The organism is Sphingomonas sp. UBA978 (assembly GCF_002292295.1).
Classification (GTDB): Bacteria; Pseudomonadota; Alphaproteobacteria; order Sphingomonadales; family Sphingomonadaceae; genus Sphingomonas.
In genome coordinates, this window is record NZ_DBBS01000018.1 from 37,353 (window position 1) to 50,176 (window position 12,824).

Here is a 12,824-nt window from a genome sequence, read left to right on the forward strand (position 1 = left end):
TCAGCGGTCGTTGGCGCCGACCGCGCGGGGGGCGGCGAAGGCGGCGCTGAGCCGCGAATGCCGCGTCAGGCTTTCCTGCATGTGGCGCCGCGCCGCCTCGCGCGCGGTGACCGGGTCCATCCGGATGATCGCATCGAGGATCGCCTCATGCTCCGCGCGCACCAGCGCGGCATAATCGGCATGCGCCTGCGGCGGCTGGTCGCGCAGATAGAGGTCGCGCGCGGGCACAAGCCGCAGGCCGATGAAGTCGATGAGGCGGACGTAATAATCGTTCTGCGTCGCGCGGGCGATCCCGGTGTGGAAGTCGCGATCCGCCGCGGCGGCGGCTGCCGCGTCGTCGTGGCAGGCGTCCATCCGGCGCAGCGCGTCGAGCAGTGCGGTGATGTCGGCGGTGGTGCGCCGGGCCGCGGCATAGGCCGCCATCTCCGCCTCGATCGCGAGCCGCATCTCCAGCAGCTTGATGACCTCCGACAGTTCGGCCAGTTCATCGGGCATGATCTGGAACGCGCCATAGGCGGCGTTGGACGACACGAAGACGCCCAGCCCCTGCCGCGACCGGGTCAGTCCGCGCGCGGTCAGCCGCGCCACCGCCTCGCGCACCACGGTGCGGCTGACCCGTTCCTGTTCGGCGATTTCCTTTTGCGTCGGGAAGCGTGAATCGGGTGGCATCGCGCCCGACTGGATGCGGTCGAGCAGCTTGTCGAACAATCGGTCCGCGAGCGATGGATCCCCTGCCGCCACTGCATTCCCCTCCCCGCGCTTGTCGTACGACCGCGCCGGAATATCATCGGCCATCGCCAACGTCCACCAGACCCGCCGGGCGCCGATCGCACGGCAAGAAATATGACAACTTCGATTGCAGCCCCCCGGGGCGGGTCATATGGTCCAGGGCGATGACCGGCGACGCGACGATCGCCGGATCCGGACGGAGGGACCCCATTTATGCACGCTTCCCGTATCGGCCTGACGGGCGCGATTGCCCTGCTGCTTGGGTCGAGCATTATGGCCGCGCCCCTCGCGGGCGCCCCGCAATCCGCCGCGACGCCGCGCTTCGACCCTGCGCGCCTGCCCGATCGCGCACAGGTGCTGGCGCTGCTCGATCGCACCGCCGCCGCGCAGATCGCCGCGTTGAAGGCGCAGGGCCTCGACCTGCCGACCGCCCACCGGCAGGTAACGACCAACTGGATTTCCGCGACCTTCCTGATCGGGCTCGGGCGGCTGACGCGGGTGTCGGATGCCAGCGGCGGGCGGCGCTACCTGCGCGACGTCGCCGAGCATTACAATTTCGGGCTGCTGGGGGCGTGGTCCGCGCACAACATGCTGGATGCCGACAATCTCGCGATCGGCGAGGTCTATCAGGAATTGTACGCCCGGTCCGGCGAGGCGGGCGAGATCGCGCCGCTGCGTGCGCGGCTCGACTATACCGGGCAGTATCTGGGGGTGGAGCCGGCGCCCAAGCAGCTCGTCTGGTGGTGGGCGGACGCGATGTTCATGGCGCCGCCGGTCTTCGCGCGCGCCGCGGCGCAGCTGCACGACCACAGCTATCTGACCGCGATGGATGCCGGCTGGTGGCGCACCTACGACCGGCTATGGTCGAAGGAGCATCGCCTCTATTATCGCGACGAACGCTTCGTCGGGCGCCGGACCGCGGGCGGCAAGCCGGTATTCTGGGCGCGGGGCAATGGCTGGGTCGTCGCGGGCCTCGCGCGCGTGCTCGACACGATGCCCGCGAAATTCCCCAGCCGGCAACGCTATGTCGAGACGTTCACCGCGATGATGGCGGCGCTGGCGCCGTTGCAGCGTGCCGAGGACGGGCTGTGGACCGCCAGCCTGCTCGACCCAGAAGATCCGCCGGGACCGGAAACGACGGGCTCCGCCTTCTTCACCTATGCAATGGCGTGGGGGATCAACCATGGCGTGCTCGATCGCGCGACCTGGCTGCCGCGGGTGCAGCGCGCCTGGGCGGGACTGGCGGGCAAGGTCCAGCCGAACGGCCTGCTCGGTTTCGCGCAGCGGGCCGGCGACCAGCCGGTGCCGTCGACCGCGTCGGACCATGCGCTGTACGGCAGCGGCGCCTTCCTGCTCGCCGGGCTGGAGGTGATGGACCTTGGCAGGCCGGTCATCACCCTGCCCGTCGCCGAGCCGCAGCGCGACCCCGCCGGCCCGGCACGCCTGCCGATCGCCCTCGCCCCGCGGCCTGCCGACCCGGCGCGGATCGCCGATTGGGAGCGCGCGATGGCGGAGCGGCAGGCGATGATCGACCTCGCCTATGATCCCGCGACGGTGGCGCAGGCGGGAGCGGCACCGGCCGGTCCCGATGGCGTCGCCATGCCGAAGATCACGCTGCCCCTCACCCCGCCGCCGCCCGACCAGCGCGCGGCGCGGGCCAGCGTCGCCTATGCGCCCTACCGGTTCGACGACCTGTTGTGGGAGAACGACCGGACCGCGCATCGCATCTACGGCCCCGCGCTGCAGCGCGAGGAACCGCCGTCGAGCAGCGCGATCGACGCCTGGGGCAAGCATGTCCCCTGGCCGTTCATGGAACGCCAGCTGAAGACCGGCAAGCAGCATGACTATCACGGCGAGGGCATCGATTTCTACAATGCCGGCACCACCCGCGGCGCGGGCGGGCTCGGCATCTGGTATGACGACAAGCTCTGGGTGTCGCGCAACTGGGCGACATACCGCATCCTCAAGAACGGCCCCGACGCCGCCGATTTCGAGGTCGATTACGCCCCCTGGCCCGTCGATGTCGTGCGCAAGGTGTGGGAGACGCGGCGGTTCACCTTGCCGGTCGGCACCAACTTCACCCGCATGGTCTCGACGCTGCATTCCGACAAAACGGGGCCGCTGGTGGTCGGCATCGGCATCCAGAAGAAGCCGACGACGACCACGGCCGGCACCTTCACCGCGGATCGCGCGCGCGGGCGGTTCAGCCTTTGGACGCCGACCGACGCCGACAAGGGCGCGATGGGGGTCGCGGTGATGGTCGATCCCGGGCAGATCGCCGACGTGGTCGAGGATGCCGACAATTATATCGTGCTGGTCCGCGTGACGCCCGGCCGGCCGCTGGTCTATTATATGGGCGCGACGTGGAGCAAGAGCCGCGACTTCCACGATCGCGCCACTTGGGACGCCTATGTGATGGCGCAGAAACCCGACTTCACGCCGCCACGCTGACATGAAAAGGGCGCCGGCATCGCTGCCGGCGCCCGAGGCTGCGCGGGGGGAACGCGCGTTAGAACTTGACCGTGGCACCCGCCGTGAAGGTGCGGCCGAGGCGGGTTTCGAACAGCGTGTCCTGCCGCTTGCTGTCGATATACAGCGTGTTGCGTTCGTCGGTCAGGTTCTGCGCCTCGAGGATCAGCTTGAAGTTCTCGGTCAGATTGTACGAGGCGGAGGCATCGACGAAGAGCGTCGAGGCATTGGCGCGCACGTCGCTATCGTTGGCGCCCGACGGGATGCCGCGGTTGAACCGGTCGCGGAAGCTGGCGGTGCTGCGGATGCTGAAGCGCTTGTCCTCGTAATAGAGCGTGCCGCTCGCCGCGTGCGGCGACAGGTCGATCAGGTCGTCGGTCGTCGTCTGCGTCGGCACGCCATTGGCGCTGGCGAGGATGTAGTTGATCCGCGATTTGACGTAGGTGTAGCTGCCGAGCACGCCGAGGTTGCGCAGGAAGCCGGGCAGGAAGCGCAGCTGCACCTGCGCGTTGACCTCGACGCCGTTGAGCGGACCGCCCGGCGTGTTGGTCGAGCGGTTGACGGTGAAGATGTCGGCCGGCGTCGATGGCGTACCGTCGAGCAGCGCATCGGGCAGGCCCAGCGAATTGTACGGCACCTGGCTGGAGATCGACTGGATGTACGAGCCGATGTTCTTGTGGAAATAGGCAACCGACAGCAGCGAGCCGGGCGCAAAATACCATTCCAGCGCGGCGTCGAAGGTGTTGGCGCGGATCGGGTCGAGGAACGGATTGTTGACCGTGCCGGTGCGCGTCGCGACGGTGACGCCCGACGTCGGGGTCAGCTGGCCGAGCTCGGGACGCGACATCACGCTCGCCGCCGACAGGCGCAGCAGCAGGTCGGGGGTGAGTTCGCCGACGACGTTGATCGAGGGCAGCCAGTCCGAATAGGAGCGGCTGACGTCGCCGCGGCGCCCCACCGTCGGGAACGGCGCACCGGCCGGCGCGGTGACCGGGATGTAGCCGAACGAATCCTGTTCGGTGTGGACGTAGCGCATGCCCACGTCGCCGCGGATCGGGATCGGGAACGTGTCCTCGGTGTTGAACGTGGCCATCAGATAGCCGCTCTTGATCCGTTCGCGCACGCCCGAGCGCGCAGCGCCGCATTCGATGCCGCAATATTGGAAGCTGTCGAAGCCGAAGGCCTCGCGCCATTTCTTCGAATCGATCGCCGAGAATTCGGCTGGCGCGCCGCCGCCGAGCAATTTGCCGAAATTGGTGATCTGTTGCGTGATGCTGGCCAGCGTCGTGCCGGCGGGCAGCGCGCGCACCGCGACCTGGCTGGGGATCAGGTTGGCGCCGGTGACCTGGAAATTGCTCTCGCGGAACTGGCCGCCGGCCTTGAAGGCGAAATTGTCGACCAGATTCCATTCGAGGTTCGCCTCGAACGTCTTGTTGCGGGTGTTCTGGCGCAGCGGGCGGCCGGCGGTGCTGAAGCCGCCGAGCACGGTGAAATTGCCGTCCGGGCTGGGCGCGTAGCTGAAGTTCGCCGGATTGGCGACGTCGGTGCCGAAGCCGATCTTCGGGATGTTGCCGCCGTCACGGAAATCGATCGAGAAATTGTCCGCGTCGATGATGTCCATGAACGTCTGCAGACGCAGCGGGCTGTAGAAACGCGAATTGGAGATGCCGGCGAGCGCGGTCAGCTTCAGCTTGTCGGAGAAGCGATGCTCGATGTTGAGGTTCGCCTGCTTGAAGGTCGAGATGAACTGATCGACCAGCCCTTCCGAGCGGATGTCGACGCCGTCGAACAGGCCGTAGGTCAGCGAGCCGAGCGGGTCGAACGCGATGTCGCGCACCGAGGTCATCGGCTTGCCGCCGTTGGTGGCGGTGCGGCCGAACGAGATCGCGCCGATGTAATTGTCGCGGCGCTCGACGTCGAAGCGCGAATAGAGGCCGTCGAGCGAGATGTCGGTGTTGACGCCCGGCTTCCACTGCAGCGACAGCGTGCCGCCCATCCGCTCGGCATCCTGTTCGGAATTCACGTAGCGCGGGATGCGCGGCAGGAAGGCGCCGCCGCCGGGCTGGTTGGTGATGCCGCGCAGGCTCTGGATCGTGTTGTATGCCGCCGTCGTGCTGGTGCGCGGGTTGTTGGTGCTGCAATTCGCCGCATTGGTGCCGCGCGCGGCGTTGGTCGCGGGATTCTGCGGCGCGAAGCCGACCGGCGAACAGAAGCCGCCGTCGATATAGGCGGGCAGGATGTTGACCGCGGAATAGCCGACCTCGCGCAGGTTGCGCTTGCCGTAGGCGAACGAGCCGAGCACGCCCAGCGTCCCGTCGGCGAACTGCTTCGACACCAGCACCGAAGCGCGCGGATCGACGGTCTTGCTGACCTGGTTGTAGATGCCGCGGCCGGTGGCGGTAAAGACGAAGTCGGTCTTGAAGTCGAGCGGATGCGGCGCCTTCAGGTCGACGGTCGCGCCGAGCGATCCCTCCTCGACATCGGCGGACGGCGTCTTGCGCACCGCGAGCGCGGAGAAGATTTCGGTCGGGAAGGCGTTGAAGTCGAAGCTGCGGCCGGAATTGCCCGCGCCATAGATGTCGGCAGCGCCGGTCTGCGACGTGCCCTCCATGCCGTTGATGCGGACGCGGGTGAAGGACGCGCCGAGGCCGCGGACCGAGATGTTCTTGCCCTCGCCGCCGTCGCCGCGCGACAGTGCGACGCCCGGAATGCGCTGCATCGATTCTGCGAGGTTGGAATCGGGGAACTTGCCGATGTCCTCGGCGACGATGCTGTCGACCGCGGCGGTCTCGTTGCGCTTGATATTGATCGCGCTGTTCAGCGACGCGCGGAAGCCGGTGACGACGATGTCCTGATCTTCACCCGGCAGGGTCGGCGTGGTCGTGCCGGTCGGCGTGTCGGTCGGCGGCGTGACCGGATCGGTGCCGGTCTGCGGCGCGACGGGTGGCGCGGTCTGCGCGGCGACCGGCGCGGCGGCGAGCGCGATCCCCATAGCCAGGCCCGACACGGTGCCGCATGCGACCATCGCAACTCGACCGAAAGACGTATTCATTCGTCACTCCCCTTATGCACGGAGTGACCGGGGCCTTAGCGACCCGACAATCCCCTCCGACCCTGAATCATTGTTTTTATGCCACCGGTATCATCGACTTTTTCGTGCGTGTAAAGTGGCTTTAGAACATTATACCAACAAGTGGGACAGACTAGCTTAACTGGCAGATATCAAGGACATCCATATCGCCGTAATCCTGATTCTCACCCGCCATCGCCCAGATGAAGGCATAGGCGCGGGTGCCGGATCCCATGTGGACCGACCAGGGTGGCGAGATCACCGCCTGTCCATCGGACAACGCGATATGCCGCAGCGCGTCCGCCTGCCCCATATAATGGAAGATTCGCGCCTCCGGCCCGCCGAGCTCGAAGTAGAAATAGATCTCCGAGCGCCGTTCGTGGATGTGCGGCGGCATCGTGTTCCAGACCGATCCCGGCTTGAGGATGGTCAGCCCCATCACCAGTTGCGCCGAATCGCAAACGCCCGGAATGATGAGCTGGAAGATCGACCGGTCGTTCGAATCCTCCAGACTGCCCCGCTCCAGCCGGTTGGCGTCGGCGATCGACAGCTTGCGGGTGGCGAACGCGCGATGCGCCGGGGCCGAGACGAGGTAGAAGCGCGCACCCGCGCCGTCGAACACGACCTCCGCCGCCCCCATCGTGACGTAGAGGCAGTCCTTGTTGCCGAGATCGAAACGGGCGCCGTCGACGGTGACGCTGCCTGCGCGCTCCCCGACGTTGATGATCCCGAGTTCGCGCCGCTCGAGGAAGGGATGGCCGGCGGCGGAGGCGGGCTCGACCTGATCGGGCAGGCGCACCGGCGCATCGGCGATCTCCACCCCGCCGATCACCATCCGGTCGGCATGCGTATAGTTGAGCAGACAGGCGCCGGGCCGGAACAGCGCGTCGATCAGATAGCGGTCGCGCAGGTCGGCGTTGGAGGCGCCCGCCATCATGTCCGGATGCGTGGCGTAATAGGTGCGTTCGAACATGCGGGTCCTTTCGCGAAGATAGCGGGCGGGCGCGCGGCGATCAGCGGAAGATGACGCCCTGCCCGTTGCCGGGCTTCATCGGCGCGCCGTTGCGCAGCATCGCGATCACCTCCGCCCCCGCGAGCAGCACCGGGCCATAGCCGTGCGCCGCGCGGACGTGGCGCGGGCGGTAGTAATAGAAAGCGGGATCGAAGCCGACGCCGGTGCCGACGCAGACATCCTCGACCTCGCCCGCCGCCGACACCTTGGTCGAGACGCCCTGCCAGGCGAGCAGCGCGACGGGCGCATAGGCGCGCCGGTCGATCCAGCCATGGTTGATCGCGCGCGCGATGGCATAAGCGTACATCGCGCTCGCCGAGGTTTCGAGATAGCTGTCGGGCCGGTCGAGCAGCTGGTGCCACAGGCCGGTGCCCGATTGCACCCGGGCGAGGCCGGCGACATGCGCCTTGAGCTGCGCCAGCACCGCGGGGCGGCCGGGATGATCGGCGGGCAGCACGTCGAGCAGCTCGACCATCGCCACCACCGCCCAGCCGTTGGCACGGCCCCAGTGGAAGGCGGGGTGCGGGTCCATCCCCTCCACCCAGCTGTGCATGTACAGCCCCTTGTCGGCGACGAACATGCGTTGCGAGAATTGCAGGATCTGGCGGACGGCATCGTCGTAATAGCGCCGCTCGCCGGTCAGCGCGCCCATCTGCGCGAGGCCGGGGACGCTCATGTAGAGGTCGTCGAGCCACAGGGTGACGGGCAGCGGCCGCTGCCGCGCCAGCGTGCCGTCGGGCATGCGGAACTGGCGGTTGGCGATCCAGTCGAGATAGACCTGGATCTGCGGCCGGACGTTGCGGTTGGCGAGACCCGCCCGTTGCACCTTGATGAGCGCCGCCGACATCGCGCCGGAATCGTCGAGCCGGTCGGGCGCGAGCATGTTGCGCACCGGCGTCGCCTCCGCATCCGCCCGGGTCGTGCGATAGCGGGCGGCGACATCGGCGACGAAGTTGACGCGATCGGCGGCGTAGCGGGTGTAGCGCGCATCGCCCGTCACCTGTCCGGCGAGCAGCGCGCCGGCATAGGTGACGCCCCATTCGTAGCTGGTCAGGCGGAACCCGGGCTTGAAGACGCTGGCGGGCACCAGCCTGCCGACAGCGACCGGCGTGCCGCGCGCATCCACCATGCCGATCGGCGCCTCCCGCTCGATATAGCCGAGCACGCGGTCCATCACCGCCTTGATCGCGGTGGCGGACGGGTCGCGATACGGCATCGGATAGGCGGGCGGCAGGCGTGTCGGGGCGTCGCCGACATCGGTCACCGCGGCGGTGCTGGCAGGCGGCGCGACCGGCACCAGCTGCGCGATGGCGGGCACGGCCAGCAGGGCGGCGGCGATTGCCGCCATGGTCGTCGCGGCTCGATGTGCGGCAGGCATCGCCCTCTCCCTGTCCCGTCCCTGTCACGGCCGGCTTGCCGCCGGCTCGGTCAGCTTGTCGTACAACAGCCGTTCGTTTAGGAAAAGAGCCTTGCTGCCGAACGCGGCCGGGAGTTGCGAATGACCTATCTGCTGGACCGTCGCGCCGTCCTCGCCGCCGGCACCGCTCTGGCCGCAGGGGCGTCTGCCCGCCCCACGCCGGACGACGACTGGGCGCGTGCGCGGGCGATCGCGACGCGGGTCCGCGTGCCGCGGTTCGCGCGCCGCCTGTTCGACATTCGCGCCTATGGCGCGACGCGCGGCGGCGCGGTGTCGTGCACGCAGGCGTTCGCCGATGCGATCGCCGCCTGCGCCGCGGCGGGTGGCGGGCGCGTGCTGGTGCCGGCGGGGCGCTGGCTGACCGGTGCGATCCGGCTGCTGTCGCGCGTCGAACTGCATCTGGAGGCGGATGCGACCATCCTGTTCAGCACCGATCCCGCGCATTACCCGATCGTCGCGACCCGGTTCGAAGGCGTCGAGCTGATGAACTATGCGCCGCTGATCCATGCCAGCGATGCGCAGGACGTCGCGGTCACCGGCCGCGGCACGATCGACGGCCGCGGCGCCGCCTGGTGGTCGTGGAGCGGCGGCAAGCGGTACGGCTGGCGCGACGGGTTGCCGAGCCAGCGCGCGGCGCGCGACCGCCTGTTCGCGATGGCGGAGGCGGGCGTGCCGGTGGCCCGGCGGCGGTTCGGCGCGGGCGGCTATATCCGGCCCAATCTGATGCAATTCCAGCGCTGTCGCAACGTGTTGATCGAGGGGGTGAGCTTGCGCGATTCGCCCTGCTGGAACGTGCATCCGGTGCTGTCGCGCGACATCACGATGCGCAGCGTGACGGTCACCGGGCTCGGTCCCAACAACGACGGCTGCGACCCTGAATCGGTCGACGGCATGGTGATCGAGCGCTGCACCTTCGATACCGGGGACGATTGCATCGCGATCAAATCCGGCCGCAACGCCGACGGGCGCCGGCTCGCGGTGCCGTCGCGCGACATCCTGATCCGCGGCTGCACGATGAAGGCCGGCCATGGCGGCGTCGTGATCGGCAGCGAGGTGTCGGGCGGCGTCGCGCATGTCTATGCCGAGGAGTGCACGATGAGCAGCCCCGATCTGTGGTATGCGCTGCGCTTCAAGACCAATGCGGTGCGCGGCGGGCGGATCGCGCATATCCGCGCCCGCGACATCACCGTCGGGCAGGTCGGCCGCGCGGCGCTGACCTGCGATTTCAACTATGAAGAGGGTGCGAACGGCCGATTCGTCCCCGAACTCGACGATGTCGTGGTCGAGCGGCTGAGCGTCGCCGACACCGGCCGCGTGCTCGACTGCCAGGGCCTGCCGCAGGCGCCGGTCGGGCGGCTGACCCTGCGCGATTGCCGGTTCGACAAGGTGCGCGCGCCGAGCATCGTCGAACGGATCACGCAGCTGCGGCTGGAGCGCGTGCGGGTCAACGGCCGGCCCGCCACCCGCCTGTAATTCCCGCCACTTGTCATATAAGCCCGGGCATCCTAGCATCCGCCCGATACACGAGGACAACGATCCTCGGGAGGAGGATGGGATGCAGGCGGACGATCACGATCCGGGCCGGCGCGCCGTGCTGGTCGGCATGGCGGCGAGCGCCGCGGCGGTTGCGGGGCGGGTATCGGCGGCGACGGACCGGCCCCGACGCTATGTCCAGGTCGGCTGCGGCAGCCGGGCGCGCATGTATCAGGATGCGATCTGGGGGCCGCACAAGGCGCACGCCGAGCTAGTCGGCATCTGCGACACCAATGCGGGGCGGCTCGCGCTGGTCGGACGGCGCGCGGCGCAGGCGGGCGCGCGACCGCCGAAAGCATATGCCGCGGCCGATTTCCGGCGGATGATCGACGAGCTCAAGCCCGACGGCCTGATCGTCACCACCCCCGACGTCAGCCATGTCGACTATATCGTGCGCGGGCTCGACGCGGGGCTTGACGTCGTCACCGAGAAGCCGATGACGATTGACGCTGCCCGGACGCAGGCGATCATCGATGCGTGCAAGCGCAACGACCGGCACGTCCGCGTCAACTTCAACTATCGCTATGCCCCCTACCGCAGCCAGGTGAAGACGCTGCTGATGTCGGGCGTGATCGGCGACGTGCTGTCGGTCGATTTCCACTGGCTGCTCAACACCGTGCACGGCGCGGACTATTTCCGCCGCTGGCATTCGCAAAAGCCGGTCTCGGGCGGGCTGATGGTGCACAAGGCGACGCATCATTTCGACCTGGTCAACTGGTGGCTGTCGGACACGCCGGTGTCGGTCGATGCGACCGGCAAGCGCGAGTTCTACACGCCGGCGATGGCGAAGCGGATGGGGCTGAGCGGTGCGCACGACCGCTGCCTGACCTGCCCGGAAAAGGCGCAATGCAGCTTCTACCTCGACCTCGCCGCCGATCCGGGGCTGAAGGCGCTGTTCCTCGATAACGAGGCGCTCGACGGCTATCACCGCGACCGCTGCGTGTGGCGGCCCGACATCAGCATCGAGGATACGATGAACGTGATCGTCGGCTATGCCGGCGGCACGACGCTGAGCTACAGCCTCAACGCCTTCAATGCCTGGGAAGGCTATCACGTCGCGTTCAACGGCACCAAGGGGCGGCTGGAGCATAGCGTCGTCGAAAGCGGCGGCACCGCCGGCGCGGCGGAGCGGGAATCGCGCGACGTGGTGACGACGCGAATCATCCCGATGCGCGGCAAGCCGCAGATCATAACCCCCGACGAGGGCGCGGGCGGCCATGGCGGCGGCGACGCGGTGATGCTCGCCGACATCTTCGACCCGAACCACGCGCCCGACCCGCTGCTGCGCATGGCGGACGAGCGGGCGGGTGCGGCGTCCTGCCTCGTCGGGATCGCCGCCAACCGCTGTTTCGAGACGAAGCGACCGGTGCGGATCGCGGATCTGGTCACCGGCCTCGGGCGGCCGGACCAGACGCGGATGCCGCTCCACACCGCCCCGGTGCCGATGCCGATGAAGCGGACGTAAGGCGCAGACTAACCCGGAAGTCCCGCACCGGGCGGCCATGTACGTTCAATGACGTATCACGCCCGCGCGGGGTTTTGCATACCGTCCCGGCCATGCTCGATTCGCGGGAATGGTCATGAACGGTACACTCGTCGGCAAACGGCTCATCGGCACGCAGGCGCCGGTGACGGTGGGTTGGGAGAATCTGCCCAGGGTAGAAGGCGGACCGGTCAAGCTGTTCGTCTTCACCTGGTTCCAGCCGGCGATGCTGCTCGGCCTGATCGCCTTCTGGTTCTATGCGCCCAATTCGATCGCCAAGGCATCGACCGCGATCGGGATCGGCATCGGGTTCAAGGCGCTGCTGCTCGCGCTCGAATGGGTCAATCCGCGGTTCGACAGCTGGCGCCTAACGTGGAAGGAGGCGGTGACCGACCTGTTCTACGTCGGGCTGGGCTACACCGTCCTGCGCCTCGTCGACGATTATATCGGCAGCGATGCGGTCGCCGACTATATCCAGCAGGGCCTGCACTGGGACAAGCTCAACTGGTTCATGACCCTGCCGCTGCTGCTGCAGGCGTTCATCATCTCGTTCGTCTTCGACTTCGGCCAATATTGGATGCACCGCGGCATGCACAACTGGCAGCCGCTGTGGCTCACCCACGCGCCGCATCACTACATCACGCAGCTGAACATCAACAAGGGCGCGGTCGGCAACCCGGTGGAGCTGTTCCTGATCGGGCTGGGGATCGGCGGCTTCTTCGACTTCCTGCCGCGCGCCGCCCTGCTCGCCGGCACCTTCGGCCTCGCGGTCGGCACCTACCAGCATATCAACGTGCGCTTCAACAGCCCGCGCTGGTGGCGCTTCCTGTTCAACACCACCGAACATCACAGCGTCCACCATTCGCAGGATTACGAGGCCAGCCGCAGCAACTATTCGGGGACGTGGATCATCATCGACCGCCTGTTCGGCACCTGCGTCGACGGCGAGGCGGAGCTGCTGGGGATGGAGGGCGGACGCCCGATGTCGATCCGCGAGACGATGAGCTATCCCTTTACCGAGGGCTGGAAGTCGATCCGGGAACGCTTCGCCCGCCCCATCGCCGGCGAACCGGTGGCCGTTCCCGCCGAATGATGCGCGCGTCCGCCACCG

At 68.0% G+C, this 12,824-nt stretch carries 8 protein-coding genes; 4 read left to right on the forward strand and 4 right to left on the reverse strand.

Going from position 1 to position 12,824, the window contains the following annotated elements:
* On the reverse strand, positions 1–795 hold the full coding sequence (locus tag B2515_RS10045; protein ID WP_293876076.1) for a FadR/GntR family transcriptional regulator: 795 nt from the start codon (positions 793–795) through the stop codon (positions 1–3).
* Positions 796–1,002: 207 nt separating this feature from the next.
* On the opposite strand from B2515_RS10045, the gene B2515_RS10050 reads away from it, so the two are divergent.
* Positions 1,003–3,180 (forward strand): glycoside hydrolase family 88 protein, encoded by a 2,178-nt coding sequence (locus B2515_RS10050; RefSeq protein ID WP_293876077.1) that lies wholly within the window; start codon positions 1,003–1,005, stop codon positions 3,178–3,180.
* A gap of 58 nt (positions 3,181–3,238) precedes the next feature.
* Here the strand turns inward: B2515_RS10050 and B2515_RS10055 are convergent, their stop codons facing one another.
* From B2515_RS10055 to B2515_RS10065, 3 genes are all read right to left on the reverse strand, one after another.
* On the reverse strand, positions 3,239–6,205 hold the full coding sequence (locus tag B2515_RS10055; protein ID WP_293876078.1) for a TonB-dependent receptor: 2,967 nt from the start codon (positions 6,203–6,205) through the stop codon (positions 3,239–3,241).
* A gap of 196 nt (positions 6,206–6,401) precedes the next feature.
* Complete coding sequence (kduI, locus tag B2515_RS10060; RefSeq protein WP_293876079.1) at positions 6,402–7,241, reverse strand: 5-dehydro-4-deoxy-D-glucuronate isomerase; 840 nt, start codon at positions 7,239–7,241, stop codon at positions 6,402–6,404.
* 40 nt (positions 7,242–7,281) lie between these two features.
* Complete coding sequence (locus B2515_RS10065; protein ID WP_293876080.1) at positions 7,282–8,658, reverse strand: glycoside hydrolase family 88/105 protein; 1,377 nt, start codon at positions 8,656–8,658, stop codon at positions 7,282–7,284.
* Between the two features lie 120 nt (positions 8,659–8,778).
* On the opposite strand from B2515_RS10065, the gene B2515_RS10070 reads away from it, so the two are divergent.
* The 3 genes from B2515_RS10070 to B2515_RS10080 all read left to right on the forward strand — a co-directional run bounded on the left by B2515_RS10070 (position 8,779) and on the right by B2515_RS10080 (position 12,806).
* Positions 8,779–10,170: a glycoside hydrolase family 28 protein gene (locus B2515_RS10070; protein ID WP_293876081.1), complete on the forward strand. Its 1,392-nt coding sequence runs from the start codon at positions 8,779–8,781 to the stop codon at positions 10,168–10,170.
* Between the two features lie 82 nt (positions 10,171–10,252).
* Positions 10,253–11,695: a Gfo/Idh/MocA family protein gene (locus B2515_RS10075; protein ID WP_293876082.1), complete on the forward strand. Its 1,443-nt coding sequence runs from the start codon at positions 10,253–10,255 to the stop codon at positions 11,693–11,695.
* 115 nt (positions 11,696–11,810) lie between these two features.
* Complete coding sequence (locus B2515_RS10080) at positions 11,811–12,806, forward strand: sterol desaturase family protein (protein WP_293876083.1); 996 nt, start codon at positions 11,811–11,813, stop codon at positions 12,804–12,806.
* Positions 12,807–12,824: the final 18 nt, after the last annotated feature.

Excerpts from the sequence above, each read along its gene's own strand:
- B2515_RS10045 (WP_293876076.1), bottom strand. The coding sequence starts at position 795 with ATGGCCGATGATATTCCGGCGCGGTCGTACGACAAGCGCGGGGAGGGG.
- B2515_RS10050 (WP_293876077.1), top strand. The coding sequence starts at position 1,003 with ATGGCCGCGCCCCTCGCGGGCGCCCCGCAATCCGCCGCGACGCCGCGC.
- kduI (WP_293876079.1), bottom strand. The coding sequence starts at position 7,241 with ATGTTCGAACGCACCTATTACGCCACGCATCCGGACATGATGGCGGGC.
- B2515_RS10065 (WP_293876080.1), bottom strand. The coding sequence starts at position 8,658 with ATGCCTGCCGCACATCGAGCCGCGACGACCATGGCGGCAATCGCCGCC.
- B2515_RS10070 (WP_293876081.1), top strand. The coding sequence starts at position 8,779 with ATGACCTATCTGCTGGACCGTCGCGCCGTCCTCGCCGCCGGCACCGCT.
- B2515_RS10075 (WP_293876082.1), top strand. The coding sequence starts at position 10,253 with ATGCAGGCGGACGATCACGATCCGGGCCGGCGCGCCGTGCTGGTCGGC.
- B2515_RS10080 (WP_293876083.1), top strand. The coding sequence starts at position 11,811 with ATGAACGGTACACTCGTCGGCAAACGGCTCATCGGCACGCAGGCGCCG.